Origin of the sequence: Rhodococcus sp. NPDC060176, from assembly GCF_042728675.1 — a bacterium.
Taxonomy (GTDB): Bacteria; Actinomycetota; Actinomycetes; order Mycobacteriales; family Mycobacteriaceae; genus Rhodococcus_F.
In genome coordinates this window covers 140,166-166,342 of the sequence record NZ_JBHWYS010000005.1, presented here as the reverse complement: position 1 = coordinate 166,342, position 26,177 = coordinate 140,166, and the positions used below count along the sequence as shown (strand labels likewise).

Sequence of the window (26,177 nt, the reverse complement as noted above, 5' to 3'; positions counted from 1 at the left end):
CCTAAGTTCTCATCCGGTTCCCGACGAACACGAAGGCTCCCACACTCGGCTGAGCGCGGGAGCCTTCGTCAGGTGGGGCTGGGCAAATCAGGCCTTCTTGGCCGGAGCAGCCTTCTTGGCCGGAGCCGGCGCGGTGGCCTTGGCCGGTGCAGCCTTCGCGGGAGCAGCCTTGGCCGGAGCGGCCTTCTTGGCGGCGGTGGTTGCGCGCTCCTGGACGTCGGAAGCAGCAGCGGTCACGCGAGCGGCAGCTTCCTTGGAAGCCTCGTCAGCCTGGTCACCGAGGTCGAGGACCTTCAGCGCGGCCTCGTCGCCTGCGTCGGCAATCTTCTCGCCGGCGTCAGAGATCTTCTCGCCGACCTCTTCTGCGGTGTCGGAGATGCGTCCGGCAGCGCGGCCGGCCAGCTTGGCAGCCTGCTCGCCCACGGCGCGCGTCTGACGAGCAACGGTTCCGAGTGCGTCTTCGGTCAGCTCGACGGCGTCGCCGAGTGCCGACTCTGCAGCTGCGATGCCCTCTTCGACTGCGGGCTGCTTGCGGATGCGCTCGACTGCGTCTTCGCCGCGCTCCGCGAGGGAGTTGTACAGATCGCCGGCAACCTTGAGGTATGCCTCGGCGACCTTGCGGAGCTCCTCGGGTGCGAACTTCTCGCGCAGCTCGGCGAGCTCTTCGGGCAGCTCGGACGGCAGGCCGGCGAGACGCTCACGCAGTGCCTCGACGCTCTCGGCGACGTCACCCTGGACGGAAGCGAGCTTCTCGCGGGCACCGTCGACACGGCCGTTGACGTCACCCTGGGTGTTCTCGGCGCGTTCACGAACCTGAGCAACAACGTCGGCTACGGCCTGGACGACGAGGTCGCCTGCACCGACGGCGGCGTAGAGCGAGGTCTTGACGCTGTCGATGGCGTTCTTGTCAGTCATCTTTTTCTCCTAGTGAAGTCTCGGTGTCTGGAATTGCGGCCGATTCAGCAAAATCGGGCGCTGCGGCTGGTCTGGACGACTCGTTCTCGCGACAGAACGAGTCGTAGATTTCGAGCAGTACTTGCTTCTGCCGTTCGTTGATGGCCGTCTCGGCCAACACCGCGTCCCTGATGGGACTGTGCGGGCGTTGTTCGAGATATCCCGCTTGGACGTACAGGACTTCCGAGGAGACTCGAAGGCCCTTGGCAATTTGCGCCAGTACGTCTGCCGACGGTTTGCGCAATCCGCGTTCGATCTGGCTCAGATACGGATTGCTGACGCCGGCGAGTTGAGCAAGTTGGCGCATCGAAACTTGGGCGGCTTCCCGCTGTGCACGAATGAACCCCCCGATGTCGTGTGCCGCAGAGCTGACGACGCGAGCTGCCAAGTCGCTTGCTCCGGCTGCGGCACCGGATGATTCACGATCTCCGTCATCGGAGTTCGTCGACTTCGCTGGCATTGCGTCCTCCCTTTCCAGTGGACATTTCCCAGGATAGGAGAGGGTGCTAACTATTGCAAGCACTACTGCTAGCACTCGTGGTGGACGTCACATACCGGACAGTTCAGCCGAAGATGAGCGTCGAGATCGTATAGATCAGCAGACCGGCGATCGACCCGACGACGGTGCCGTTGATACGGATGAACTGAAGGTCTCGACCGACCTGCAATTCGATCTTTTCGCTTGCTTCGTCGGCATCCCACCGCTCGACCGTGTCGCTGATGACCCCGGTGATCTCGTCGGTGTAGTTCTCCGCGATGTACTTGGTGCCCTGCACCAGCCAGCCGTCGACCTTCGCGCGCATGGAGTCGTCGTCGCGCAGCCGAACTCCGAAGCCGGCCACGTTCTCGGCGACCTTGGTCCGCAGGGTGCTGTTCGGATCGTCGACGGACTCCATGATGAGCCGCTTGGCGACCTGCCACGTCGACGACGCCAGACCGGTCACTTCCTCGCGACCCATGATCTCGGCCTTGATCCCCTCGGCCTTCTTGATGGTCTCCGGGTCGTTCTGAAGATCGTCCGCGAAATCGATCAGGAAGCGGTTGGCGGCGAGGCGCACCTCATGCTCGGGATTGGAACGGACTTTCCAGGTGAACTCGACGAGCTCCTTGTAGATCTTCTCCCCCAGCATGGCGTCGACGAACTTCGGCGACCATGCCGGCGAATCACGAACGATCACACGATCGATCGTTTCCTGGCTGCCGAGAGCCCACTGATGCGCGCGCTCGGCCAGCAGTTCGATGATCGGCAGCTGCTTGTTGTCCTTGAGAAGCTCACCGAGCACTCGGCCGATCGGCGGTCCCCACATCGGCTCGGCGAGACGCTTCACGATCGTGTTGTCGATGATCTGGGCGATGTCCTCGTCGCGAAGAACCTCGACCATGCCGCGCAGGACGGTCGACGTCTCGGCAGCGACGCGAGCGGCATTGGCAGGTTCAGCCATCCACGTGCCGAGTCGGAGCGGAATCTGCGCCTGCTGCACCTTGGCCGACACAACTTCGGGAGCCAGGAAGTTCTGTCCGACGAATGAGCTCAGACTGGCCCCGAGCTGGTCCTTTTTACGCTTGATGATCGCGGTGTGCGGGATGGGAAGCCCCATCGGATGACGGAAGAGCGCGGTGACGGCAAACCAGTCGGCAAGTGCGCCGACCATGCCGGCCTCCGACGCGGCCCGGACGTATCCGACCCACTCTCCGGCACCGCGGGATTCCTGCCACCGGCAGAAGATGTAGACCACCGTCGCGAAGCCGAGGAGGCCCGTGGCGAAGACCTTCATCTTGCGAAGGTCCCGACGCTTGGCGGCGTCGTCGAAGGCGGAGAGGCTCAGTTGCTGCACCCTCGCCATTGTGCCGAAAGGTGTGACGCGGCGTAGCGCGAGCGACACGATGTCTGATTCTGCAGGACCTAATCCCCCCAACTGCCGATGTGAGTGCCCGAGATAAAGGCACGGACATTAAGCTGGAACGGAAAAGTAGACCGATCGGACGTGGCTCGCACCACAGATATGAGATGACTCGTGGCCAAGAATGCCGTGCAGGACAACGAGCAGGTAGACGGCACAGTCGTTGCTGATGCGAAGCCCGAGAAATCCGACGGTCGCAAGCGTCGTTGGCGTGAGCACAAGATCGCTCGACGCGAGGAACTCGTCGACGGCACCATCGCCGCAATCCGCGCGCGCGGCCGTGAGATCGGCATGGACGAGATCGCATCCGAGATCGGTGTCTCCAAGACGGTCCTCTACCGCTACTTCGCCGACAAGAGCGACCTCACCACCGCCACGATGATGCGGTACGTCGAGACCATCCTCTCGCCGCGTATCTACGAAGCGATCAGCGGCGATCTCGACGATTTCGAACTCACTCAGGCCAGCATCACCGCGTACGTCGAGACGGTGGCATCCGACCCGGACATCTACCTCTACGTGATGGCCAACGGCGCCGGCGCCAACCGCGACGTCGTTGCCGACTCCGAGCGCATGATCGCCGAATTGCTCTCCACGGTGTTGGGCAATCGTCTTCGCGAGATGGAGATGGATTCCGGCGGCTCCCTGCCGTGGGCATTCGGGATCGTCGGCGGAATTCAGCTCGCGACGCACTGGTGGATCTCAAACAAGTCGATGTCCGCTGAATCGCTGATCGATTACCTCACGATGATGACGTGGGGCGGCATCACCGGCATTGCGGCGGTCAACGGATCACCGGCCAAGTTCAAGTCGGTTCCGCATCCCCTCGTCAAGCCTGCCGAGGACTGACTCGCCCGAGACCGAACTTTCGGGCCGTAGGGGGCGATCCTGTGGCACTCTTTCGGCATGGCACAAGACTCGCTGTGGGAAACACCGGCCGCCAAGACCTTGCGGGCAGAGCCCGGGTTCGAAATCGATCAACTCGATCGCAACAGCACTCCGGGATTCACCGGAAACAAAGCTGACGGCGAACGTCTGCTCGAGGAGCGCGGCGCGGTACTGTCCGACCTGCAGGAGTTGCTGTACGCCAACGGCCGGTCCGGGGACATCCGCTCGATTCTGCTGGTCCTGCAAGGAATGGACACCGCAGGCAAGGGCGGCATGGTCCGGCACGTGATCGGTCACGTGGATCCTTCGGGAGTGAAGCACGCAGCTTTCGGTGTCCCGACCGAAGAGGAAAAGCAACACCACTACCTCTGGCGGATCAAGAAGGAACTGCCCCGCGGCGGCTATCTCGGTGTGTTCGATCGCTCCCACTACGAGGACGTCCTGGTCGTGCGCGTTCACGATCTTGTCCCGGAGGATGTCTGGAGCACGCGCTACGACGAGATCAACCAGTTCGAGAAGGAACTCGTCGACGCCGGAACCACGATCGTGAAGGTCGCGATGTTCGTCTCGCTCGACGAGCAGAAGAAGCGACTGGAAGAACGTCTCGACCGTCCGGACAAGTACTGGAAGTACAACCCGGGCGACGTGACCGAGCGCGGTTTGTGGCCGGCGTATCAGCAGGCGTATCAGGCAATGCTCGACAAGACGTCGACCGAGCACGCGCCGTGGTACGTCGTGCCGTGTGATCGCAAGTGGTACAGCCGAATTGCGGTCACGGAGCTACTGATCGACGCTCTGGAAAAGCTCGATCTCGACTGGCCGCCTGCCAACTTCGACATCGAGGCGGAGAAGGCGCGACTCGCACAGTCCTGATCAGAAGCATTCCCGATCAGAACAGGTGTGGGGATTCGCGGTGCACTTTGTGGTCGTGACGCACAGTGCTGGCGTACAGGGCTACCGCGAGGCCGATGGACGCGACGCCGGCGAGTCCGGCGATCAATGCCCAACCGCCCTGACCTGAGCCTGCCGCCACCAGGAAACTGCCGAGGCAGACCACTGTGGCCAATACCAGGAAATACGACGCCCACGCCGCAAAGAGATTGAGCTTCATCGTTCGCTCCTCCGGTCGGATCTCTTTCGTTTCGACCGTACGCCGGAGCATGACGGTCGACAAGACACTGCCGTCGCGAGGTTTCCCGACGTCTACGCCGGGTAGCCGAATTACATGGACATCGGAACTCTTTATCGCGGAATCGAATCCGCTCGCGGACTGGACGGTCCGTCCACTGGCCTCAGGCGCAGAATCCTCGAGATCACGGAGCGATCCGACCGATCGCGCACTGTCGCCGCACTTCTGCGCGGCGCCGCCGTCGGGCATCCCATCCATCCTGCCCTCGTGACCATTCCGGCGGGCGCCTGGACGGCGTCGCTGATCTTCGATGTTTTAGGCGATCCGCAGACAGCACGACGGCTGATCGGGCTCGGATTGGTTTCGACTCCGCCGGTCCTGCTGACGGGCTGGCTGGACTGGTCCGAACGTGGCGACGTCGCCCGCCGTGTGGGACTGGTGCACGCTGCGTCGAATGCAGTGGGTATCTGGTCCTTTGCTGCGTCGTACAGGCTACGCGGAAAGGACTCACTCGCGCTGGCACGAGTGCTGTCGATACTGGGGCTCACCGCGGTCGGCATCGGTGGTGCGCTCGGCGGTCACATCGTCTTTCGACTCATGGACGATCCGGACGTCGAAGCTGCCTCGACGCCCGTCCTCGATCCCATCCTGGACGTGGTCAACTGAGCCAATTGAATCTGAATACTGTTCAGGTGTAAGCACTTCCGGAATAGCTCCGCAGTTCTCGCGCGGTCTCGTCCGAATCCGCCAGCGGCCTGTTCATGACCCAATGCGGGCTGCGGGTGCCCAGTGTCGCGGCAAAGTCGGCGACGGCACCGGGGGCAGGCACCGCATGTTCTCCCAGATATCCGAGAACGATGAGGTCCTCCCCTGAACGAGTCTCCACGGCCAGGGCCCAACCGCACGTCTCCTCCCAGAGCAACGCCACCTCACGCCCGGGAAAACGCGGCACCGTTCGGTCCAACGCGATGTAGGCCTCCAGGGGGTGTTCGCGCCTGCAACACCATTGCTCGATACCGGCGCCCACGCCGACCGCCACCCGTTGTACGTACCGCTCGAACCCGAGTCCGACGGTTGCGTCGACCAGCATTTGTTCTGTCATCGAACCTCACTCCTCGCCATCGTGTTTGGAATGTGCCCACCGCTGACCACGTCGAAACCCGGTTCAGATCATGGACTCCGGGTATCCCCAGACGAACCGATCAAGTGGAGAGGGGACCCGATGAAGTACTCGCCCGCTATGGCTCCCGGACGAATGCTGAAGATCTCCATGGTGTCGGTGAACGCCGATCCACTCGCGCCGGTGGGCTGCTCGGCAGCTGGTGCACAGAACCTGCACGTCGACGAACTGTCTGCGGCCTTGGTTCGCGCCGGACACGACGTCACCGTCTTCACGCGGCGGGCACACGTCGGTGGACCGGACCGCGTTCGCGCTCGCGCCGGGTACTGCGTCGACTATCTCGAGGCCGGCCCGACACAGGCTCTTCCGGATGCCGAAATCCTTCCTCACCTGGGAACCTTTGCCAGCATTCTGCGCGCTCAGTGGAGTACCGGCCGACCCGATGTGGTGCACTCGCACTTCTGGATGTCTGGTGTGGCAACGGAACTCGCGACCCGCTCGCTCGGCATCCCTGTACTTCAGACATTCCATTCCCTGGGATCTGCGGCGCACCGCCACCTCGGAGCAGCCGACGACAGCCCCTCGGAGCGGACTCACCTGGAACCGTTGATCGCCAGGGGCGCAACCCATGTCATCGCGACCAGTTCGGACGAAATCTTCGATCTGGTTCGGCAGGGATCACCACGATCACGGACCACCATGGTGCCCTCGGGCGTCGACACCGAGGCGTTCACCCCTGAGGGACCCGCCGCGAAGAAGACCGCACCGCATAGATTGATCTGCGTCGGAAGGCTGGTGGAGCAGAAGGGCTTCGATGTTGCCGTCGCCGCGCTGGCTTCGCTGCCCGACACGGAGTTGGTAGTGATCGGTGGGCCGCCCGTCGCACAACTGAGCACCGACGAGGTGGCGATCCGCTTGGTCAAGCTTGCCGAGCGGCTCGGCGTCGCAGATCGAGTCCAATTACTGGGACGGGTTCCGCACCGCCAACTACCGAAATTGATGCGATCGGCCGACGCCCTCGTCTGTACCCCCAGATACGAACCGTTCGGAATCGCGGCTCTGGAGGCGATGGCGTGCGGAGTGCCGGTGGTCGCGACTCCTGTTGGCGGACTGCGGGATACCGTGATCGACGGGCTCACCGGCCGGCGGGTCCCGGTCAACAATCCGGTGGAAACCGCGCGGGCAGTCCGGCATCTTCTCGACGACGAGGACGAAGGCGCAGCGTTTGCACGGCAGAGTCGCGCTCGCGCGTGCGAATCGTATTCGTGGGATCACGTCGCCACCGAAGTGGTCCGAACCTACGGCCGGTGCGTCACAGCACCGCCGAGAGCCCGCCAACACAAGGGCACTCACCGAAGTGAAGTGCACTGACGCTGACGGGCTCTACGAACCTGATTTCACGAAGCTGATTTCACGAAGTTTGAAGTGAAGCTGCGGAATCAAGCCGGGAAACGTCGGGTCTCTTCGAGGCCGATCGCGTGATCCAGCGACTCGTAGCAGGCAAACATCGACTCCTGACCAGCTGCTTTGAGCAACCTTTGAACCGGGCGAGCGCAGACGAGCGCCAGTGTGCCGCCCACGTCGCGTGATCGCGTCGACAGCACCGACAGTACGGACAAGCCGCACGTCCCCATGAATTCGAGTTCGGAGAGATCAACGACCAGTGTCCGGTCCGCGGCCACGTGGTACGTCAAATAATCGCGAAAAGCATTGGCGCTCATCAGGTCGATCTCGCCACGAACTTGAATAACAGCGGTCTGTGCACTGATGCGGTGCGCGTGAAATGATGCGGTCGCTGTCCCGGTCGCGGGAGGTCCGTAATCAACCGATCCCTTCGCCGCGTTCGTAAAGCCTGAAATAGATGATCCTGGAACAACAGTCATGGTTCTCCCATCCCGCAACGGTTTACACTCTGCAAAAGAGAAGGGACCTCCGAAGGAGACGCACGATGAACGGGTCTCCAGAATTACGGATCAATCCCTCATCGGCTGTGTGCTCAACCTCGGTTTGAAACAGTACGCCAGCATGACCGACGTCACAAGTGCGTTGCGACCATTCGTTTCGGTGCTCCGAACAAAAATGTGGTTTGGTCTGCGGTTCCGTGAGGTAATCCGATGTTGCGACTGCCAACGGTCGTGAGCAGAACTGTGTCGATTACCCCGGCACCACCATCGACGAAATTTCGTGTTCGGGGGTCACGGTGAAGGTCGAGATGGGTATCGTTCTCGGCACCAGACTTCACGGCGACCCCTGGTACGACGATCCGGAGAACTTATGGCACACCTCAGCGCACTCGAGCCCGATCAGGATCAGACTCAACCGGTCGTGGAGTTGAGGATTCAAGCGACTCTCGATCAGCTGTCGATTTTGCGTGCACTGGCTGCCACCGTTGCCATTCAGGAAAACTTCGACCTCGACGCCATCGCCGACATCAAGCTGGCCATGGACGAAATCTGTACGCATCTGATTGTTCGTGCTGCCCCTGATTCGGTTCTGGTGTGTCGGTTCGTCTTCACTCCCCCACAACTGCACGTGTCTGTTTCGACGACCACCACGGAGTACGAGGACGGCAGTCAGCGCTCGTTCGGGTGGCACATTCTCACCGAACTGACGGATTCGATTTCGCTCGACCAGGAAGAGAACCTCGGCGGTGCCGGCTACATCACGACCATGAAGTTCACCAAGGCCCTCAGCGGGCGCCTGTGACCGCTTCCGCAGACGGCCCCTCACGCCCGCGTCGGCGGTCCACCGACGAATATCGGGACGTCATACCAGTTTTCGAGGAAATGCGGACCCTCGAACCCCACAGCCCCGAGTACGAACGAGTGCGCACTGCACTCATCACCAGGTGCCTGCCGTTGGCCGAGCACATTGCCAGGCGATTCGACGGGCGCGGTGAGGCGCACGACGATTTGGTTCAGGTGGCACGGCTCGGTCTGGTCAACGCCGTCGACCGTTTCGATTCCACGCGCGGTTCCGATTTCGTCTCGTTCGCAGTTCCCACCGTGATGGGTGAAGTTCGGCGACACTTCCGTGACACCGGTTGGGCGCTACGAGTTCCGCGTCGGATGAAGGAGTTGCATTTCCAACTCGGGCAGGCGATCAGTGAGCTGTCTCAGCAACTCGGGCACGCGCCGACCGTCGACGAGTTGGCCGAGACGTTAGGGATAGAACGCGAAGAAGTCGCCCAGGCGTTGATCGCCGGCAACGCGTACCAGACCGTCTCGGTCGACGGTGCCGCGTCCAATCACACCGATGATCTCCCGCTCGTGGAAACACTCGGTGACTACGACACAGCACTCGAGAACGTCGAGAATCACGAGGCGTTACGCCCGCTTCTCGACAAGCTTCCCGAACGAGAGCGGACGGTGTTGATGCTCAGATTCTTCGGAAACCTGACGCAGACACAGATCGCCGAGAAAGTCGGCGTATCCCAGATGCACGTGTCGAGATTGCTCGCGAAGACACTGAGTAATCTTCGCGAGCAACTCGACTGAGCGGATCAGATCGTTGCGGTGTCGATCACGAATCGGTATCGCACATCGCTCTTGATCACGCGCTCGTAAGCGTCGTTGATGTCGCTAGCCGGGATCAGTTCGATTTCTGCACCGATGCCGTGCTCGGCGCAGAAGTCGAGCATCTCCTGTGTCTGCGGGATACCGCCGACCATGGAACCGGCGAGACTACGACGGTTTGCGGCGAGCGAGAATGCCCGAACTTCGATCGGCTTCTCCGGCAGGCCCAGTTCGACGAGAGTGCCGTTGATGGCGAGCAGGGACATGTAGGCGTCGATGTCGAGATTGACCGAGACCGTGTTGAGGATCAGATCGAACTCGCCGCGAAGAGCCTTGAACGTCTCACGGTCGTTGGTCGCGTAGTAGTGATCGGCGCCGAGGCGAAGACCATCTTCCTTCTTGCCGAGCGTCTGACTCAGGACGGTAACTTCTGCTCCGAGCGCCTTGGCGATCTTCACACCGACGTGACCGAGGCCGCCGAAACCGATGATGGCGACCTTCTTGCCGGGGCCGGCGTTCCAGTGCCGCAGCGGTGAGTACAAGGTGATGCCTGCGCACAGGAGCGGCGCGGCAACGTCGAGTTCGATGCCCTCCGGGATCGAGAGAACAAAATGCTCGGTGACGACGATGTGCGTCGAGTAGCCGCCCTGAGTGCGCTCACCGTCGCGGCCGGTGGCGTTGTAGGTACCCGTCACACCCTTGCGGCAGTACTGCTCTTCGCCGGCGGCGCAGGCGTCGCACTCCCCGCACGAGTCGACGAAGCAGCCGACGCCGACGCGGTCGCCGACCTTGTGCTTGGTGACATCGGAACCCACGGCGGCGACGACGCCGGCGATTTCGTGTCCGGGGACGATCGGGTACTTGGCTCCGCCCCACTCGTTGCGAGCGGTGTGGATGTCGGAATGGCAGATGCCGGCAAATTTGATGTCGATGAGAATGTCCAGTGGACCGAGCTCGCGGCGTTCGACGGTGGTCTTCTCGAGCGGACCGTCAGCGGACGTCGCGGCATAAGCAGCAGCAGTAACCATGCAGACATGCCTACCCGTGCATGGAGGGACCTGCAACTCGCAGGCCCCTCCATGACTAGTTCTTTACGTGACTTACCCGGCGTCGCGCTCGGCTTGCTCGGCGCGACGACGCAAGCGCCTCGCGGCCGCAACCATGTTGCGCAGCGAAGGCTCGAGCTGCCACGGATGGCGGGTCTTGAGGCCGCCGTCCGGGTTTGCCCACAAACGATCGAGAGAGATCGATTCGCTTGCCTCGGTGAGCAATTCGTCGAGCTCGTCGATGTCGGGAATCCGAGCCGAACGAGATTCGTAGACGCCGGGGCCGACGCCGTGTGTGAGCGCGCCTTCCTTGAGTGCTTCGAGAACCCACGTGATGGAGCGGGTCGCGACGATAGCCGTCACATCTGCGTCCAACCGTTCGATGGCGTCGACCACCGACGACCGAGCGGAGTACGTCAGATGTGTGTGGATCTGTGTTTCCGGCTTCGCTCCACCTGTTGCCAGACGGAACGCGTCGACGGCCCACTCCAGGTAGGCCTCCCGGCCGTCCTCACGCAGTGGCAGCAGTTCACGAATTGCCGGCTCGTCCACCTGGATGATGGCGATTCCGGCGGCTTCGAGATCCGCGATTTCGTCTCGAATGACAAGTGCCAGTTGCTCTGCCGTTTCGTAGAGCGGCTGATCCTGACGCACGAACGAACGAGCGATCATGGTGACCGGACCCGTCAGCATGCCCTTGACCGGCTTGTCGGTCAGCGACTGCGCGTACGCAATCCACTCGACCGTCATCGGCTTCGGACGTGCGATGTCTCCGTAGAGAATCGGCGGACGCGTACAACGAGATCCGTAGGCCTGAACCCAACCGTTGTGCGTGAAGGCATAGCCCTCGAGCAGTTCGGCGAAGTACTGGACCATGTCGTTGCGCTCGTGCTCGCCGTGCACGAAAACATCGAGACCGATGTCCTCTTGCAGACGGATTGTGCGCTCGATCTCTTCCTGGATGCGCTTGTAGTAGTCGTCCCACTCCAAGCGCCCCTGGCCGAGTTCGTAACGAGCCTGGCGAATCGCGTCGGTCTGCGGGAACGAACCCAGTGTCTGAGCCGGAACCAAAGGCAGGTTCAACCGTTCCTGCTGAGCTTTGCGACGCTCCTCGTACGGTGCACGCACACGATCTTCGGGCTTGATCGCGTTGACCCGAGCACGGACAGCATGCTTGAGCTTGAAGTGCACCTTCGTCGGACGCTTACGCCACTTGTCCGAAGGACCTTCGGTGAGCGCCTTCGCCAGTGAGACGACCTCGCCGACCTTCTGCTTCGCAAAAGCCAAACGGTCTGCGACGTCTCCCGGAATGTCGTACTCGGAGAGCACGTCGTACGGCACGTGCAGCAGCGACGACGACGTGGAGACGACGAGGTCAGGCACGACGTCCTTGAGTTCGTTCAGGTACGTCAACGTGTTGAACCGGTCGACGCGCCACACGTTACGACCGTCGACGACGCCTGCGTAGATGCGCTTGCGCTTGATGTTCGGCACCGCGGCCAGTTCCTCGGCCGTGATCTTGCCGTGCACCAAGTCCAGACCGAAGGCCTCGATCTTGGTGGGCGCCAAGATGTTGAGGGCTTCGCCGAACTTGCCGTACGGACCCGTCACCAACAGGCGCGGGCGCAGCGGAGCCGTCGAAAGTTTCTCGTATGCGCGTCCCAGAGCGGCGAGCTCGTCGGCGGTGCGGTCCTCGGTCACCGAAGGCTCGTCCAACTGAACACAGGTGGCACCGGCCTTGGCGAGCTGCTCGAAGAGCTTCTCGTACTCGGGCAGGATTGCGTCCAACAGATCGAGTGGGGTGAAGTTCGGATCTGACTTCTCGGTGGCGGGCCCGACCTTCGAGAGCAGAAGCAGCGAAACCGGTCCCATGATGACGGGGCGCAATTCGATGCCGCGCGCTTTCGCACGTTCGAACTCGTCGAGCAGTGCTTCCGAGTTGAGCGAGAACACCGTGTTCGCGTCGATCTCGGGCTGACGGTAGTAGTAGTTCGTGCCGAAGAAGCGCACCAGCTCGAGAGGCGGGAAGTCGGGGCGACCGCGGGCCATCGTGAAGTAGAAATCGAGCGGATCGAGTGCGCCCTCGAGCGGTTTGAACCGCTCCGGCACTGCGCCGAAAAGCAGCGCATTGTCGAGCACGTGATCGTAGAAGGAGAAGGTGTTGCCGGGAACCTGGCTCAATCCCGTCGCAGCCAATTCGCTCCAGGTCGATTCCTGGAGTTCCTTGGCGACCGCGAGAAGTGCGTCCTTGTCCGAAGTGCCGTGCCAGTAGGACTCGAGGGCGCGCTTGAGCTCACGGCGCGGCCCGATGCGCGGATACCCCAGGACGCTGGAGCCGAATGCTGCAGTGCTGCTGGACATGCGGTCGACCTTTCTAACCGAGGGGCGCGAGCGCCCTGTGCGCGTTTATGGAGTCTCTACACTCCACAAACGCGCACAGGGGGCTTTGGGCCTTAGCTTGCCTGCTTGGTGGAGCGACCGTTGTCGGCGTATTCGTAGAAGCCCGCGCCGGACTTCTTGCCGGTCAATCCGGCTTCGACCATACGCAGGAGCAGCGGCGGAGCGGAGTACAGCGGCTCCTTGAACTCTTCGTACATGGAGTCGGCGATGGACTTGACGGTGTCGAGGCCGACCAGGTCCGTCAGCGCCAGCGGACCCATGGGGTGCGCGAGGCCCAGAACCGTTGCCTTGTCGATGTCTTCCTTGGTAGCGAAGCCCGACTCGACCATGCGGATCGCCGAGAGCAGGTACGGCACCAGGAGTGCGTTGACGACGAAGCCGGAGCGGTCGGCACTGCGGACGACCTGCTTGCCGAGGATGTCGCTGGCAAAAGCCTCGGCGCGCTGCGAGACGGAGGCACTGGTCTTGAGCGTCGTCACCAATTCGACGAGCGGCAGAACCGGCACCGGGTTGAAGAAGTGCATACCGATGACTCGCTCGGGACGCTTGGTCGAGATGCCGAGCTTCATGATCGGGATCGACGACGTGTTGGACGCGAGAACCGCATCCGGGTCCGTCACGACCGCGTCGAGCTCGGCGAAGATTTCGCTCTTGATCTTCTCGTCTTCGACGACAGCCTCCACGACGAGCTGGCGGTCCGCGAAATCTCCCAGATCGGAGGTGAAACGCAGACGCCATGCGGCCTGCTCACGCTCGCGTTCTGTGATCTTTCCGCTGCTCACGCCGCGGTCGAGCGAACGCAGGATGCGTGAACGCCCGGCTGCTGCAAGCTCGCGAGTCTGCTCGAAGACCAGAACATCGACATGTGCGCGGGCGCACACCTCGGCGATTCCGGCACCCATGATTCCGGCGCCGATAACGCCGACGCGCTGAATTTTTTCGCTGGTCACGTCAGCTCCTTGTTTGTCTCGTGGAGTTTGTCTGGTGAAGGTTTTGCAGTCTGAAGGTGTTGCAAAGAAAGCACTTCGAACTGCGTCGACGCTGGTGGCCGATGCAATTGGAACTGCCTTGAAGACGAGAGAAAGTAGATCGGTGATACAAGCAGGGGAGAGACCCGAAGCCGAGCCTCTCCCCCACCCGAAGTCAGTTCTTAGTGGAACTGGCCCTCTTCGGTGGAGCCCTTGAGAGCTGCCGTCGAGGTGTTGGGGTCAACTGTGGTGGCGATGGTGTCGAAGTAGCCGGCGCCAACCTCACGCTGGTGCTTGATGGCGGTGAAGCCACGCTCTTCAGCAGCCTTGAACTCGCGCTCCTGCAGGTCGACGAATGCCGTCATGCCTTCGCGGGCGTAGCCGTAGGCCAGGTCGAACATGCCGTAGTTGAGCGAGTGGAAGCCGGCCAGCGTGATGAACTGGAACTTGAAGCCCATTGCGCCGAGCTCCTTCTGGAACTTCGCGATGGTGGCGTCGTCCAGGTGCGCCTTCCAGTTGAAGGAAGGGGAGCAGTTGTAGGCCAGGAGCTGGTCCGGGAATTCGCTGCGAACGGACTCGGCGAACTTCTTTGCAACCTCGAGATCCGGCACGCCGGTCTCCATCCAGATGAGGTCTGCGTACGGTGCGTAAGCCTTGGCGCGAGCGATGCAGGGCTCGATGCCGTTCTTGACGCCGTAGAAGCCTTCAGCCGTGCGGGTTCCGTCGAGGAACGGGCGGTCACGCTCGTCCACGTCGGAGGTGATGAGGGTTGCGGCCTCAGCGTCGGTGCGGGCGATGATGACGGACGGAACGTCCGCAACGTCGGAAGCCAGGCGAGCCGAGGTCAGGGTGCGGATGTGCTGCTGCGTCGGGATGAGCACCTTGCCACCGAGGTGGCCGCACTTCTTCTCCGAAGCGAGCTGATCCTCCCAGTGGACACCGGCAGCGCCGGCGCCGATCATGGCCTTCTGCAGCTCGTAAGCGTTGAGAGCGCCACCGAAGCCGGCTTCGGCGTCGGCAACGATCGGAGCGAGCCAGTTGCTGACGGAGGTGTCACCCTCGGTCTTGGCGATCTCGTCGGCGCGCAGGAGTGCGTTGTTGATGCGACGGACGACGGCCGGAACCGAGTTGGCCGGGTAGAGGCTCTGGTCCGGGTAGGTGTGGCCCGAGAGGTTCGCGTCGCCGGCAACCTGCCAACCGGAGAGGTAGATGGCCTTCAGGCCGGCGCGAACCTGCTGCACAGCCATGTTGCCGGTAAGTGCACCGAGGGAGTTGATGTAGTCCTCGTTGTTCACGAGATCCCACAGGATCTCGGATCCGCGACGAGCGAGGGTCTGCTCCTCGACGACGGTGCCCTGGAGCTTGACGACCTGATCGGCCGTGTAGTTACGAGTAACGCCCTTCCAGCGAGGGTTGGTGTCCCAATCCTGCTGGAGCTCAGCTGCGGTCTTCGGGGTGCCGGTGGTCGACATCAAGACTCCATCTCTTTGATCTGCTGGTCCGGCCTGTTGTGAGCAGTACGTGCGTACTACTTCACATACTTGCCAGGCCCTTCTTGTGTACCTACCGAGAATGGCACATCGAAAAAGTGCCGTCTACCTGTTGCTAATGCCAATCTTCGCTACCTTTTCAACACACTTTGCTAAGTCTGTGAAGATTCCTACACGGCGAGCACTACCCATTCGGACAGGTTCCGTACTGGCGAGTAGCAATGAAACCGCAGGCTGTGAACGAAATGCACTCAACTCCGCCACTGGTGAATTACGCCTGTTCGCGCAGCGCACGGAACGGGCCTGTCCGCTACTTCGGAGTCAACTTCATTGCCCGCAAGTGACCGCAATCACTTCGTCGCAACGGCATTCGCGCGAGTACTTTGCCGAGATCGAGGTCTCGCAAAGCCCCCGACAACCCGTTCACCGGCCATATGCTGTCGAACCATGACTTGTCGTTCGACGCCCTCGACACCACTGAACGGGCGATAAAGCTGTGCCGGACAACTATCAGCAGCCACCGAACAACCAGGCATGGTCGCAATCCGGGCCTCAACCGCCGCAGTTGGGATACCGGGCCGCGCCGCAGTCCTATCCCCCACCGCAGGGATTCCCGCCTGGTCCGCCACGTGGAAATCCGCCGCCACGACGACCCGGCTGGGTGATTCCGGTATCGATCATCGGTGTCGTCACCGTGTTGGCTCTCTTCGGCGGGCTTGCATGGGTTCTGTGGCCGAAGGACGTCCCCAACTCGACGGCCGGTGGAGCCGCCCACTCCACCACCGCCGCCGCGAACACACCCGGCACCGCCGGTGCCACGACAACTGCTCCAAGCACGACATCCCCGACGACCACACGCGCCGCGAACTTCCCGGCAGGTGCGTCCACCTGCCCCGGCGGGCAGCCGGCGGGAAGTTACAGGGAATCCGCGACCAGTGGGGGCAAAACTTCGTGCGAGTTTGCCGAGGCAGTTCGGATCGCCTACGGAAACTCCGGTGCCGCCGGTCGATCCAGCACGGTTTCCGCACGTAGTCCGGTGACCGGCAAGGAGTACACCATGGCGTGCAAGGTGGCCTCGGGCATCGTCACCTGCACCGGCGGAGACAACGCGGTTGTGTACTTGCGCTGACGTGCGCACTTGCGGCGGCAGCAACCCGGCGCTTGTCGTTCCAGTGTCGTACTGACGGATCCTCCGATAGCGTGACCGCATGCCCCTGTACGAGTTTCGCTGTACCGGCTGCGGCCCACTCGAGCGGTCGTTCGCGATGGCCGAAGTGCCCCAGTCGATCAGCTGCCCCCAGTGCAGCCTCGAGTCCAAGCGGGTGGTCTCGTCTCCCCGCTTGAGTCACGCGTCGTCAGCCGTGATGGGTCTGCTGGACAGCACAGCTCGATCGGCTCACGAGCCTGCCGTGGTCAGTGGGTCACTACCCGGCCGCGGCCGAAAAACTGCCCCGACCACATCCAATCCGTTGCACCGCAAGCTACCTCGCCCCTGAGCACCCTCACAGCGAGTCACGATCCGACACGAAAGTCCTGCCGCCACGAGTTTTCCGTTTCTTCGAGAATGAGGAGTGCATATGCCCGAACTGCTGTTTCCACTCGATTCCGCCAAGAAATTCACCGACCAGGCGATCGTCGGCCACAATCGGTGGCACCCGGACATCCCGGCAGCGGTGACGGTGAAACCCGGTGATGCGTTTCGTGTCCATTGCCGCGAATGGTTCGACGGCGCAATCCACAACGACGACTCCGCCGACGACATTCTCAATGCACCACTGACCACGGTCCACACGCTGTCCGGCCCCTTTTCCGTCGAAGGCGCGAAGCCCGGCGACCTGCTGATCGTCGACATCTTGGATATCGGTCCTATCCCCCAAGAGGATTCGGGTCCGTTGGCCGGCCAAGGCTGGGGGTACACCGGCATCTTCCCTCGGAACAACGGCGGCGGATTCCTCACCGAACAGTTCCCCGACGCGTACAAGGCTGTCTGGGATTTCTCCGGACAAACGGCGACGTCGCGCCACATTCCGCACGTCTCGTTCACAGGCATCGTCCACCCGGGACTCATGGGCACGGCTCCGTCGGCAGCCCTGCTCGCCAAGTGGAATGCCCGCGAGGGCGCCCTGATTGCCACCGACCCCAATCGGGTTCCCCCGCTTGCGCTTCCGCCCGAGCCCCGCGATGCCGTTCTGGGAACCTTGACCGGTGACGAGTACACACGCGTGGCCGGCGAGGCGGCTCGCACCGCTCCCCCGCGCGAGAACGGCGGAAACCAGGACATCAAGAACCTCACCAAGGGCAGCCGAATCTTCTATCCGGTGTTCGTGGACGGCGCGAATTTGTCGGTCGGCGATCTTCACTTCTCCCAGGGGGACGGCGAGATCACGTTCTGCGGTGCCATCGAGATGGGCGGCTTCATCGACCTTCGTGTGGACATCATCAAGGGCGGCATGGATACCTACGGCGTTTCCGAGAACGCGATCTTCATGCCGGGCAACACGGATCCGCAGTATTCCGAGTGGCTTGCATTCTCGGGCACTTCTGTCACGTTGGACGGCGAACAGAAGTACCTGGATTCACATCTGTCGTACCAGCGTGCGTGCCTGCATGCGATCGAATACCTGACCAAGTTCGGCTACGCACCGGAGCAGGCGTACCTGCTACTCGGTGCGGCACCGATCGAGGGTCGTCTGTCGGGCGTCGTGGATATCCCCAACTCGTGTTCGACGGTGTATCTCCCGACAGCGATCTTCGACTTCCCGCTCGCACCGTCGTCGAGCGGACCGTTCCAGATCGATCCCGGAATTGGCGCTCCGCGTTCGGAGAACAAAATCTAGGCCTCCGGCCCCGTGAGTGGTTAGGGAGTGCCGAGGCTCCTCAACCACTCACGGGGGCGGAGCCCCTGTGCGAAGACTGCGAACCCACCTTTGCGAAGCCGGACCGTCACTCGTATCCTGGGAAAATGTCGAAAACCTTTGTCGGTGTCCGGCTCCGCCAACTGCGGACCGAGCGCGGGTTGAGTCAGGCTTCGCTGGCCAAGACGCTGGAGATCTCGGCAAGCTATCTCAATCAGATCGAGCACGACGTCCGGCCACTCACCGTGCCGGTTCTCCTGCGAATCAGTGAAGTCTTCGGTGTCGACACCACCTTCTTCTCCCCGCAGGACGACACACGCCTGATCGCGGAAATGCGTGAAGTTGCCCTCGATCAGGAGATGGGTATCGACGCCGACGCCCACGAAATCGCGGAGATGGTCTCAACCCACCCCGGCCTCGCCAAGGCGATGGTGAACATGCATCGCCGCTTCCGCAACACGACGGCCCAGCTCGCCGCAGCCACGGAGGACCGTTTCTCGGACGGCAGCGGCAGCGGTTCGATCACCATGCCGCATGAGGAAGTGCGCGACTACTTCTATCAGCGACAGAACTACATCCACGATCTCGACACCGCAGCCGAAGAACTCACTGCCCGGATGCGCTTTCACCGTGGCGACGTCGCCGGTGAGATCGCCAGACGCCTCGAGTCCGTCCACGACGTGCAGATCGTTCGACGAGTCGACTTGGGCGAGAACATACTTCATCGCTACGACCCCGACACCAGGGTCCTGGAAATCTCCGCAAGGCTCTCGGGCGGGCAACAGGTCTTCAAGTTCGCGACAGAACTCGCGTACCTCGAGCATGGCGAACTGCTCGACTCGTTGGTGGCCGAGGGCAACTTCACCAGCGAAGCATCGGTCTCCCTGGCGAAGCTTGGCTTGGCCAACTATTTCGCCGCGGCCACGGTGCTGCCCTACAGCCAGTTTCACGAGGTTGCCGAGGACTTCCGCTACGACATCGAGCGCATGTCTGCCTTCTATTCCGCGAGCTACGAGACGATCTGCCACCGCCTCTCGACCCTGCAGCGCCCCAAACTTCGCGGGGTCCCGTTCATGTTCGTACGTGTCGACCGTGCCGGAAACATGTCGAAGCGTCAGTCCGCCACCGGATTCCACTTCTCCACCAGCGGTGGCACGTGCCCGCTGTGGAACGTCTACGAGACGTTCTCTTATCCGGGCAAGATCATGCCGCAGATCGCGCAGATGCCCGACGGTCGCCGATACCTGTGGGTTGCACGCACCGTCGAACGCCGAGCTGCTCGGTACGGACAGCCCGCGAAGATCTTCGCCATCGGATTGGGATGCGAGATTCGCCACGCTCATCGACTCGTCTACAGCGACGGTCTGGATCTGGACGAGTCGAATCCGGGAACGCCGATCGGCTCGGGCTGCCGCGTCTGCGAACGCCTCAACTGTCCGCAGCGCGCCTTCCCTCCTTTGGGGAAAGACCTCGACATCAGCGAGCACCGGAGTTCGATTTCGCCGTACGTGATTCGCTGACCGCGCTAACGCACGTTTTCGCGTAGAAACGCGACTGTGCGATCGAACGCGATCATCGCGTCCACGGTGTCGAGGTCGAATTGATATTCGTGGTCCAGCGCAGGCTCGTGATCGTCGGGGTAGAACAGTGCGTCTACTTCGACGCCCAGATCGGCGAGCCGTTCTGCCATGGGTTTCGACTGGCTGGCGGTCAGTGGGTCGACATTTCCGCCGGTGATGAACGTCGCTGGAAAGTCCGAGGTCACATGGCCCAGCGTCGACATCTGACCCACTGCAGTCGACCCGTCGAAGTCCCTCCTTCCGAGGTACCCCCACAGCGACTGCTTGTCGACACCCCAACCGAAGTACTTCCCCTGCGACAGTAGCGGTTTCAGATCGAAGACCCCACAGTCGAGGACAACTCCGCGTATCTGCTCGGGACGTAATGCCGGCTCCAACCCCATTTCCGACGCGTAGTCAGGGCTGGTCATGACGGTCGCCAACTGACTGGACAACTGCGCGCCTGCCGAATCTCCCGCCAGAAAGAGATTATTCGAATCGACATGCAACCTGTCCGCGTTGCTCACGATGTATCGATACGCGTCGTTCAGTTGATTCACTGCGGTGGGGTAATACGCTTCCGGTCCGAGTGAATAGTCCACCGAAATCACGGTGAAACCTTGATCTGCCAAAAGTTTGTAGTAACCGTCGGCATCAGTTCTCGATCCCGCTATCCAGCCACCGCCGTGCACCCAGACCACCGTCGGTAGCGCCAGAGTGGACTCCGACGGGTAGTACACGTCCAGTCGTGCGTCGTCGTCGCCGTCGCGGTACGGCTGATCGAGGATCGAGACGATTCCTGGCGGTGCGTGTTTGTCGAGTTGGGCGTGAGTCGCTTCGGACCCACCCGCTGACATCCACCGTACGAGGAGAACTCCTGGCCACGGACTGACCAGCGCGGCGGTTATGCCGAACAGAATGACGACGAACGCCGCCATGCTACCGACAACGAGTCTTCGCCGTCTGTCGGGGGAAGACGCTCGCACAACAACTCCTGGTGTCGGATCGGATCTCCCCAGGCTAGACCAAAAGGACTAGCTGGGAATTCCCTCCGAACACATCCTCGGAGCTTTGTCCGAAATGACCATTTTCCCGGCGGTTCAACACAATCCGGTAACTAGCCGGTATGAGCGTCGAGAAACTGAACCGTCCGATCGAGCGCCGTGAGACCGTCGGCATTGTCCAGATCGAACTGATACTCGTGACCGAGCGCCGGAACGTGATCGGCCGGATAGAACAGTGTGTCGACCGCAATTCCCAACGCCGATAATTTATCAGCCAAAGGTTTCGACTGAGAATCGGTCAACGGATCCGAGTTGCCGCCACTGATGTAGGCAGGCGGAAATCTATCGGTGACGTAGTTCAAGGTCGACATCTGATCCGCTGCATCGGTACTCATGAAGTCACGCACCCCGGTATACGCCCAGAGGGACCGATCAACTCCCCAACCGATGATGCCGGGTCCGCCGACCATGTTCCCGACGTCGTAGATTCCACAGTTCAGGATCACTCCGCGTAGCTGATCCGGCCGCAGCGACGGGTTCACGCCCACGCGGTCCGCATACGCGGGATCAGTGACGAGAGTGGCGAGCTGACTCGAGAGTTGCGCTCCCGCAGAATCACCGGCGAGAACGATCTTCGTCGGATCAACATGCAGCCGTTCCGCATTCGCGACGACATACGCGTGTGCGTCGTTGAGCTGTCGCACCGCTGTCGGATAGTGATGCTCGGGCCCGAGTGAGTAGTCCAGGGACACAACGGTGTATCCGCGAGAAGCCAGCAGCTCGTAGTACGACGCGTAGTTGGATTTGCTTCCCGAGATCCAGGCACCGCCATGAGTCCAGATCACCGTGGGCAGCGTGGCCGTCGTCGCTGCAGGAAAGTAGACGTCCAGATATGCGTCGTCGTCATCGGCGCGATAGTGCTGGTCCTTGATCGAGTCGACGCCACCTGGAGCATGCTTCTCGAGCGCCTCGGTGACTTTCACAGCATCACGATCGAAGACCCAGCGCACGGTGAGCGCGCCGGGTCTCGGACTCAGCACAAAAGCCAGAACCACGGCTCCGACAAGGACTATCACTGTCCCGAGAGTCCACAGCGCTCGCTTACGCCATCGGTGCGGTGAAGGGTTCGTCATCGGGTTTCCCTCACTCTCGGCACAATGTCCGGATCAGCGTAGCGCGAAGCCGTTACCGCCAGGCTCGATCAGCTGAGTTCCGCGATCCGCCTCTGCGCGAGCGCCTTGACTTCGCCCTTGGCTACCTTGCCCCCGGCCGCCATCGGCAATTCGGCGACCGTCATCACGTACTCGGGTATGTACTCGCGGGTCACTCCTCGGCTCTGCAGCCAGGCAGTCAAGTCCTCCGAACTCAGATCGTCATCAGCGGACACGACGACCGCACAGACCTTCTCACCGAACAGCGGATCGTCGACTCCCACTACCGAGACCAGTTCCACCGAAGGGTGCGCGCGTACATACTCCTCGACTTCGACCGCGGAAATGTTCTTGCCGCCACGAATGATGATGTCCGCTTTGCGTCCGACCACACGCACCCGTCCCGTCTCGTCGATCTCGACGATGTCGCCGAGAAGCATCCAACCTTCGTCGGTGTACAACTCGTCGTTCGCATCGACGTCACCCCAGTACCCTTGGCACATCAGTGGGCCGTTAACCGCAGGCTGACCTCGACGGACGGAGCCGGTCATTTCCTTTGCCGCATCGTCGAATACACGAACTTGCATGCGATCGATGATGTGGCCGCACGTCTTCAGTCGGGTGTCGGGATCGTCCAGGACCGTCGTCACCGAGACGGCGCCGGTTTCGTTCGATCCGTAGAACTGGAGGACTGCCGCCCCGGTACGTTGCTCGAAAGCCAGTGCCTCCGAATACGGCACGGCTTCACCACCGGTGAACATGAAACGAAGCGACGAGAGATCGGCCGATTCCGCGGCCTCCGAGCGCAACAGCATCTTGAATTGTGTACTCACACAATTCAAAGCAGTTACCCGTTCGCGCTCGATCAACTCGATCATCACCGATACGTCGAAGCGTTCCATGACGACATTACGAGCACCGAGTAGCGCAGGCAGGAAATGCGAAGTCCAGAGACCGAATCCGAAAGGTGCCGGAACAGCGCCGAGGAACACCTCGTCTGCACCGATAGCCGCCGCCTCGGCTGCAATCTCGGAAAAGGCAACCCAACGGTCCTCGGTTTGAGTCACCAGCTTGGGCAGGCCCGTCGTGCCGGAGGTCGAGTTCAGCATCGAAACGCCCGACGTGACAAAGCACGGACTGGTTGCGGGGAAACGCTTGATTTCGACCGGCAACGAAGTGAATTCGCCACCTGCGCCCGCGCGTTCGAAAATCACGTCGGCGCGTTCGTCGGCGAAGACAACGTCCAGTCCGGGATGCTCGGCCCGAAGACTCGCAACGAGTTCGGCGGTATCGACGCCTCGCAGCGTGCGCGCGGTGACCAGAACGGATGCTTCGGAGCGGGCGATCAGATGAGAGATCTCGCGAATGCCGGAGCGCGAACCGATTCCGACGGCAACGCGGCCGGTCCGAAATGCTGCGCAGAGAGCCGCATGGAAGACAGCGGTGTCGGGAAGCAACACGGCCACATGCCCGTATCCCTCACCCGCTAGGTCCAGTGCCGACGCGATGGCATCGGCAGCGGCGTCGTACTGTTTCCACGACACCCTCGACTCCGGGGTGACAAAGGCAGTTTCGTCCGGGATGGTCTCAGACCAATGCCTGACCATCTCGCTGATGCTGACACCGGCGAACCGGGCCGGATTCGTGGCGAATTCACCGACGGTGAAGTCGAGTGTCTTCGTTTCAACCATGATCGTCGATCATCTCCCGTCGGCGCTGAGTACGCCCATCGATTGTTTGTACGCGTTGTCCAGTGTCGCTGCGGAATCGCATTCGCGGACGAGTTCGCCGCGTTGCATGACATATCCGCGGTCGACAACCGACTTCAGTGCAGCCAGAGCCGGTTCCGTCACGACGACGGTCACTCCCTCGGCGGCCAGATCGCCGACCAACGCTCGCAGTTCCGCGACGATTTTCGGTGCCAGCCCGGTCATCATCTCGTCGAGGAGCAACACCTTCGGAGTTTCCAGAAGGGCCCGCCCCAGAACCAACATCTGCTGTTCACCACCGCTGAGAACCCCGGCATAACTTTCCGAGCGTTCGCGCAGGATCGGAAACCTCTCGAAAGCTGTTTCCACGGCCTCGGCCTTCAAACCCATCAGGTCGGCGCCGACGCGTAGGTTCTCGCGAACGGACATACGCATGAACAGTTGCCTGCCCTGGGGGACATAGGCAAATCCGCTACGGACTCGGGCGAGAGCCGAAAGCTTCTGAATCTCACGACCGTCGACAGTGATTTTCCCGGTAGCGGGAACCGAGCCGTAGATTCCTCCGATCAAGCTGGTCTTGCCGGCACCGTTCGGTCCCACAATTGCGGTCACTTCACCGGCCGGGGCGGTGAGGGAGACGTTCCTGACGGCAACCGCGGAGCCGTATCGAACTGTGACTCTGTCGAGTTCGAGCATCGTCAGGCACCTTCCTCGTATTCGGAACCGAAATAGACTTCGCGCATCGCATCGCTGGCCAGGCATTCCTGCGGCGGTCCGTAGAACGCCACCGATCCGAAATTGAGCAGAACGATCTTGGTTGCGAGCGCCGCGATGAGATCGACGTTGTGATCGACCAGAACCACTCCCTTGCCCTGTGCAGCAATCGATCGAACAGCACGGGAAATCGCGGCGATACCGTCGTGATCCGCACCGGCAAACGGTTCGTCCAACAGGAGGACTTCAGGTTCGCTCGACATCGCCCGCGCTACCTCGACCAGGCGCTGCGCACCCAAACTGAGATCCCCGCAGGCACTTTCGACATCGGTAACCGAGTACCGGGCGGCAATCTCCCGGGCCCGCTGCGCTGCGCGATCCCAGTTCTCGAACGGCCCTTTGATCGCCCACCACAGCGAGTGCAGCGGTGAGGTGATCTTGTGCCCGTACAGTCCCGGAATGATGTTGTCGATCGCGTCGAGTTCCGCTGCGAGCTGTGGATGCTGGAACGTACGCGAGAGCCCCTGCCGTGCACGGCGCTCCGACGGCCCGGTCAAGGCGGCACCGGCGAGCGTGACCGCTCCGGAATCTGCTTGCTGTGTGCCGAAGATGCAGTCCACGAGTGTGGTCTTGCCTGCACCGTTCGGACCGACCAGGCCAATCACCTCACCCGGTCCGACGCTGAACGAGACGTCGCTGACTGCGCGGACGCCGCCGTAGGACTTGTGGAGCGCGCTCACTTCGAGTAGCCGAGTCATCGGTTGCCACGCTCCTTGTACAGACGGTTCATTCGGCCCAGAACGTTCCGGCTCCATCCGATCACCCCGCCAGGCGCGACGATGAGGATCACCAGAACGGCTCCGGCGAGTAGCAGTTCACCGCTTCCCTGGTACCCGGGCATGTTCAGCGTCACGATCACCACGATCAGTGCACCGAGCGGAGCACCCCACGCGGAACCGCGACCACCGATGATCGGCATGAAGATCGCGAGGAAAACAATACTGAGAGTGAATGTTTCAGGAGTGAGCGCTTGCACCGACACGGTGAACAGCGATCCGCCGGTCGACGCGACGGCGGCACCGATCGCCAGCGCCACCACGGTCAGGTGCGCAGGATTGACGCCGGAAGACCGTGCGACATTGCGATTGTCGCGGGCAGCTTGCAACATCAGACCCCACACGGATTTCCGAAGCCGATCGACAGCGACCGCGATCAGACACACGAACAGGATCGCGAACACGACCAACGCGTAACGCGGTGGCTCCCAACCGAACATCGTCGCAGTCTCGACACCCGAGATCCCGGCCGAACCTCCGGTGAAGCTCGGCCCGTCGATCAGCCAGTGCTCGAAGGCGATACCGAACAACAAGGTGACCGCGGCGAGGTAGAACCCGGAGAGTTTCTGCGTCGCCAAGCTGAGGAGCACTGCGACCGCTGCGGCGGCGAGGGCGCCGAGAATCCATCCCCACCACATCGACAACCCGGTCCGAACAGAGATCAGCGCAACCGCGTACGCACCGATCGCGGCGTACGCGCTGTACGCCATCGACAGTGATCCGGCCAGAACGAACGGCACATACATTCCGAGAGCGATCAACGAATAGGTCGCAGCGAGGAACACCAGATCCTGCCGATACAGACTCGGCCCCATCCACAGCAGCACGGCGGCAACCACTGCCACGGTGATCAGAGCTTCCCGTGACACGGCAAGCATTCTCGTCCGGGAACCGCCACCTGAAGTGGGCGGACTTGACGTGAGCGGACTGGTAGAAAG

At 61.9% G+C, this 26,177-nt stretch carries 26 protein-coding genes; 10 read left to right on the top strand and 16 right to left on the bottom strand.

Annotated elements, in window-relative coordinates:
• Positions 1 to 87 precede the first annotated feature (87 nt).
• The 3 genes from ACFWEM_RS23250 to ACFWEM_RS23240 form a co-directional block, all read right to left on the bottom strand.
• Positions 88 to 915, bottom strand: a complete 828-nt coding sequence (locus ACFWEM_RS23250) for a heparin-binding hemagglutinin (RefSeq protein WP_378447100.1) — start codon at positions 913 to 915, stop codon at positions 88 to 90.
• Positions 908 to 1,414 carry a helix-turn-helix domain-containing protein gene (locus ACFWEM_RS23245; protein ID WP_230816898.1) on the bottom strand — a complete coding sequence of 169 codons (507 nt, stop codon included), beginning with the start codon at positions 1,412 to 1,414 and terminating at the stop codon, positions 908 to 910. The genes ACFWEM_RS23250 and ACFWEM_RS23245 overlap by 8 nt, the downstream gene beginning before the upstream one ends.
• Positions 1,415 to 1,517: 103 nt before the next feature.
• Positions 1,518 to 2,798 carry a DUF445 domain-containing protein gene (locus tag ACFWEM_RS23240; protein WP_378447269.1) on the bottom strand — a complete coding sequence of 427 codons (1,281 nt, stop codon included), beginning with the start codon at positions 2,796 to 2,798 and terminating at the stop codon, positions 1,518 to 1,520.
• Between the two features lie 171 nt (positions 2,799 to 2,969).
• On the opposite strand from ACFWEM_RS23240, the gene ACFWEM_RS23235 reads away from it, so the two are divergent.
• Together ACFWEM_RS23235 and ACFWEM_RS23230 are read left to right on the top strand one after the other, a co-directional pair.
• Positions 2,970 to 3,704, top strand: coding sequence for a TetR/AcrR family transcriptional regulator (locus tag ACFWEM_RS23235; RefSeq protein ID WP_378537479.1), 735 nt, complete (start codon positions 2,970 to 2,972; stop codon positions 3,702 to 3,704).
• Positions 3,705 to 3,761: 57 nt separating this feature from the next.
• The gene (locus ACFWEM_RS23230) at positions 3,762 to 4,616 is read left to right on the top strand and encodes a polyphosphate kinase 2 family protein (protein WP_378537476.1); all 855 of its coding nucleotides are present in this window, start codon (positions 3,762 to 3,764) and stop codon (positions 4,614 to 4,616) included.
• 16 nt (positions 4,617 to 4,632) lie between these two features.
• Here ACFWEM_RS23230 and ACFWEM_RS23225 read toward each other — a convergent pair whose 3' ends face one another.
• Positions 4,633 to 4,854: a hypothetical protein gene (locus ACFWEM_RS23225; RefSeq protein WP_230816894.1), complete on the bottom strand. Its 222-nt coding sequence runs from the start codon at positions 4,852 to 4,854 to the stop codon at positions 4,633 to 4,635.
• Positions 4,855 to 4,968: 114 nt separating this feature from the next.
• On the opposite strand from ACFWEM_RS23225, the gene ACFWEM_RS23220 reads away from it, so the two are divergent.
• The gene (locus ACFWEM_RS23220; RefSeq protein ID WP_378537471.1) at positions 4,969 to 5,538 is read left to right on the top strand and encodes a DUF2231 domain-containing protein; all 570 of its coding nucleotides are present in this window, start codon (positions 4,969 to 4,971) and stop codon (positions 5,536 to 5,538) included.
• A gap of 22 nt (positions 5,539 to 5,560) precedes the next feature.
• On the opposite strand, the gene ACFWEM_RS23215 is transcribed toward ACFWEM_RS23220, so the two are convergent.
• Positions 5,561 to 5,974: a DUF6292 family protein gene (locus ACFWEM_RS23215; protein WP_378537468.1), complete on the bottom strand. Its 414-nt coding sequence runs from the start codon at positions 5,972 to 5,974 to the stop codon at positions 5,561 to 5,563.
• 120 nt (positions 5,975 to 6,094) lie between these two features.
• Here ACFWEM_RS23215 and ACFWEM_RS23210 point away from each other — a divergent pair, with 120 nt between their 5' ends.
• Positions 6,095 to 7,363: a glycosyltransferase gene (locus ACFWEM_RS23210; RefSeq protein WP_378537466.1), complete on the top strand. Its 1,269-nt coding sequence runs from the start codon at positions 6,095 to 6,097 to the stop codon at positions 7,361 to 7,363.
• Between the two features lie 68 nt (positions 7,364 to 7,431).
• On the opposite strand, the gene ACFWEM_RS23205 is transcribed toward ACFWEM_RS23210, so the two are convergent.
• On the bottom strand, positions 7,432 to 7,875 hold the full coding sequence (locus ACFWEM_RS23205; RefSeq protein WP_283304882.1) for an STAS domain-containing protein: 444 nt from the start codon (positions 7,873 to 7,875) through the stop codon (positions 7,432 to 7,434).
• A gap of 391 nt (positions 7,876 to 8,266) precedes the next feature.
• Between ACFWEM_RS23205 and ACFWEM_RS23200 the strand changes: the two genes are divergently transcribed.
• Both ACFWEM_RS23200 and ACFWEM_RS23195 read left to right on the top strand, forming a co-directional pair.
• Positions 8,267 to 8,698 carry an ATP-binding protein gene (locus ACFWEM_RS23200; protein ID WP_230816889.1) on the top strand — a complete coding sequence of 144 codons (432 nt, stop codon included), beginning with the start codon at positions 8,267 to 8,269 and terminating at the stop codon, positions 8,696 to 8,698.
• A complete protein-coding gene (locus ACFWEM_RS23195) occupies positions 8,695 to 9,489 on the top strand; it encodes an RNA polymerase sigma factor SigF (RefSeq protein ID WP_378537464.1) in 795 nt (264 codons plus the stop codon). Before ACFWEM_RS23200 ends, ACFWEM_RS23195 begins: the two co-directional genes overlap by 4 nt.
• Positions 9,490 to 9,494: 5 nt before the next feature.
• Here ACFWEM_RS23195 and ACFWEM_RS23190 read toward each other — a convergent pair whose 3' ends face one another.
• From ACFWEM_RS23190 to aceA, 4 genes are all read right to left on the bottom strand, one after another.
• Positions 9,495 to 10,535, bottom strand: a complete 1,041-nt coding sequence (locus ACFWEM_RS23190; RefSeq protein ID WP_378537462.1) for an NAD(P)-dependent alcohol dehydrogenase — start codon at positions 10,533 to 10,535, stop codon at positions 9,495 to 9,497.
• A gap of 72 nt (positions 10,536 to 10,607) precedes the next feature.
• A complete protein-coding gene (metE, locus tag ACFWEM_RS23185; protein ID WP_378537460.1) occupies positions 10,608 to 12,914 on the bottom strand; it encodes a 5-methyltetrahydropteroyltriglutamate--homocysteine S-methyltransferase in 2,307 nt (768 codons plus the stop codon).
• Between the two features lie 92 nt (positions 12,915 to 13,006).
• The gene (locus ACFWEM_RS23180) at positions 13,007 to 13,903 is read right to left on the bottom strand and encodes a 3-hydroxybutyryl-CoA dehydrogenase (protein WP_003941541.1); all 897 of its coding nucleotides are present in this window, start codon (positions 13,901 to 13,903) and stop codon (positions 13,007 to 13,009) included.
• A 200-nt stretch (positions 13,904 to 14,103) separates the two neighbouring features.
• The gene (aceA, locus tag ACFWEM_RS23175) at positions 14,104 to 15,393 is read right to left on the bottom strand and encodes an isocitrate lyase (protein ID WP_050656693.1); all 1,290 of its coding nucleotides are present in this window, start codon (positions 15,391 to 15,393) and stop codon (positions 14,104 to 14,106) included.
• 514 nt (positions 15,394 to 15,907) lie between these two features.
• On the opposite strand from aceA, the gene ACFWEM_RS23170 reads away from it, so the two are divergent.
• From ACFWEM_RS23170 to ramB, 4 genes are all read left to right on the top strand, one after another.
• The gene (locus tag ACFWEM_RS23170) at positions 15,908 to 16,540 is read left to right on the top strand and encodes a serine/threonine protein kinase (RefSeq protein WP_378537457.1); all 633 of its coding nucleotides are present in this window, start codon (positions 15,908 to 15,910) and stop codon (positions 16,538 to 16,540) included.
• Positions 16,541 to 16,619: 79 nt separating this feature from the next.
• Complete coding sequence (locus tag ACFWEM_RS23165; protein WP_378537455.1) at positions 16,620 to 16,907, top strand: FmdB family zinc ribbon protein; 288 nt, start codon at positions 16,620 to 16,622, stop codon at positions 16,905 to 16,907.
• A gap of 81 nt (positions 16,908 to 16,988) precedes the next feature.
• Positions 16,989 to 18,248, top strand: coding sequence for a formamidase (gene fmdA, locus ACFWEM_RS23160; RefSeq protein ID WP_378537453.1), 1,260 nt, complete (start codon positions 16,989 to 16,991; stop codon positions 18,246 to 18,248).
• Positions 18,249 to 18,373: 125 nt separating this feature from the next.
• Positions 18,374 to 19,786, top strand: coding sequence for an acetate metabolism transcriptional regulator RamB (ramB, locus tag ACFWEM_RS23155; protein ID WP_230816883.1), 1,413 nt, complete (start codon positions 18,374 to 18,376; stop codon positions 19,784 to 19,786).
• 5 nt (positions 19,787 to 19,791) lie between these two features.
• On the opposite strand, the gene ACFWEM_RS23150 is transcribed toward ramB, so the two are convergent.
• The 6 genes from ACFWEM_RS23150 to ACFWEM_RS23125 all read right to left on the bottom strand — a co-directional run bounded on the left by ACFWEM_RS23150 (position 19,792) and on the right by ACFWEM_RS23125 (position 26,117).
• Complete coding sequence (locus ACFWEM_RS23150; protein WP_378537451.1) at positions 19,792 to 20,811, bottom strand: alpha/beta hydrolase; 1,020 nt, start codon at positions 20,809 to 20,811, stop codon at positions 19,792 to 19,794.
• Positions 20,812 to 20,942: 131 nt separating this feature from the next.
• Positions 20,943 to 21,962: an alpha/beta hydrolase gene (locus ACFWEM_RS23145; RefSeq protein ID WP_378537448.1), complete on the bottom strand. Its 1,020-nt coding sequence runs from the start codon at positions 21,960 to 21,962 to the stop codon at positions 20,943 to 20,945.
• A gap of 68 nt (positions 21,963 to 22,030) precedes the next feature.
• Complete coding sequence (locus ACFWEM_RS23140; RefSeq protein WP_378537446.1) at positions 22,031 to 23,671, bottom strand: class I adenylate-forming enzyme family protein; 1,641 nt, start codon at positions 23,669 to 23,671, stop codon at positions 22,031 to 22,033.
• Between the two features lie 9 nt (positions 23,672 to 23,680).
• Positions 23,681 to 24,385, bottom strand: a complete 705-nt coding sequence (locus ACFWEM_RS23135; protein WP_378537444.1) for an ABC transporter ATP-binding protein — start codon at positions 24,383 to 24,385, stop codon at positions 23,681 to 23,683.
• 2 nt (positions 24,386 to 24,387) lie between these two features.
• The gene (locus ACFWEM_RS23130; protein WP_378537442.1) at positions 24,388 to 25,161 is read right to left on the bottom strand and encodes an ABC transporter ATP-binding protein; all 774 of its coding nucleotides are present in this window, start codon (positions 25,159 to 25,161) and stop codon (positions 24,388 to 24,390) included.
• Positions 25,158 to 26,117, bottom strand: coding sequence for a branched-chain amino acid ABC transporter permease (locus tag ACFWEM_RS23125; protein ID WP_378537811.1), 960 nt, complete (start codon positions 26,115 to 26,117; stop codon positions 25,158 to 25,160). The genes ACFWEM_RS23130 and ACFWEM_RS23125 overlap by 4 nt, the downstream gene beginning before the upstream one ends.
• Positions 26,118 to 26,177: the final 60 nt, after the last annotated feature.

Bases quoted from the DNA above. Each gene is read 5' to 3' on its own strand.
- ACFWEM_RS23250 (WP_378447100.1), bottom strand. From the start codon at position 915: ATGACTGACAAGAACGCCATCGACAGCGTCAAGACCTCGCTCTACGCC.
- ACFWEM_RS23245 (WP_230816898.1), bottom strand. From the start codon at position 1,414: ATGCCAGCGAAGTCGACGAACTCCGATGACGGAGATCGTGAATCATCC.
- ACFWEM_RS23240 (WP_378447269.1), bottom strand. From the start codon at position 2,798: ATGGCGAGGGTGCAGCAACTGAGCCTCTCCGCCTTCGACGACGCCGCC.
- ACFWEM_RS23230 (WP_378537476.1), top strand. From the start codon at position 3,762: ATGGCACAAGACTCGCTGTGGGAAACACCGGCCGCCAAGACCTTGCGG.
- ACFWEM_RS23225 (WP_230816894.1), bottom strand. From the start codon at position 4,854: ATGAAGCTCAATCTCTTTGCGGCGTGGGCGTCGTATTTCCTGGTATTG.
- ACFWEM_RS23220 (WP_378537471.1), top strand. From the start codon at position 4,969: ATGGACATCGGAACTCTTTATCGCGGAATCGAATCCGCTCGCGGACTG.
- ACFWEM_RS23215 (WP_378537468.1), bottom strand. From the start codon at position 5,974: ATGACAGAACAAATGCTGGTCGACGCAACCGTCGGACTCGGGTTCGAG.
- ACFWEM_RS23210 (WP_378537466.1), top strand. From the start codon at position 6,095: ATGAAGTACTCGCCCGCTATGGCTCCCGGACGAATGCTGAAGATCTCC.
- ACFWEM_RS23205 (WP_283304882.1), bottom strand. From the start codon at position 7,875: ATGACTGTTGTTCCAGGATCATCTATTTCAGGCTTTACGAACGCGGCG.
- ACFWEM_RS23200 (WP_230816889.1), top strand. From the start codon at position 8,267: ATGGCACACCTCAGCGCACTCGAGCCCGATCAGGATCAGACTCAACCG.
- ACFWEM_RS23190 (WP_378537462.1), bottom strand. From the start codon at position 10,535: ATGGTTACTGCTGCTGCTTATGCCGCGACGTCCGCTGACGGTCCGCTC.
- metE (WP_378537460.1), bottom strand. From the start codon at position 12,914: ATGTCCAGCAGCACTGCAGCATTCGGCTCCAGCGTCCTGGGGTATCCG.
- aceA (WP_050656693.1), bottom strand. From the start codon at position 15,393: ATGTCGACCACCGGCACCCCGAAGACCGCAGCTGAGCTCCAGCAGGAT.
- ACFWEM_RS23165 (WP_378537455.1), top strand. From the start codon at position 16,620: ATGCCCCTGTACGAGTTTCGCTGTACCGGCTGCGGCCCACTCGAGCGG.
- fmdA (WP_378537453.1), top strand. From the start codon at position 16,989: ATGCCCGAACTGCTGTTTCCACTCGATTCCGCCAAGAAATTCACCGAC.
- ramB (WP_230816883.1), top strand. From the start codon at position 18,374: ATGTCGAAAACCTTTGTCGGTGTCCGGCTCCGCCAACTGCGGACCGAG.
- ACFWEM_RS23145 (WP_378537448.1), bottom strand. From the start codon at position 21,962: ATGACGAACCCTTCACCGCACCGATGGCGTAAGCGAGCGCTGTGGACT.
- ACFWEM_RS23140 (WP_378537446.1), bottom strand. From the start codon at position 23,671: ATGGTTGAAACGAAGACACTCGACTTCACCGTCGGTGAATTCGCCACG.
- ACFWEM_RS23135 (WP_378537444.1), bottom strand. From the start codon at position 24,385: ATGCTCGAACTCGACAGAGTCACAGTTCGATACGGCTCCGCGGTTGCC.
- ACFWEM_RS23130 (WP_378537442.1), bottom strand. From the start codon at position 25,161: ATGACTCGGCTACTCGAAGTGAGCGCGCTCCACAAGTCCTACGGCGGC.
- ACFWEM_RS23125 (WP_378537811.1), bottom strand. From the start codon at position 26,117: ATGCTTGCCGTGTCACGGGAAGCTCTGATCACCGTGGCAGTGGTTGCC.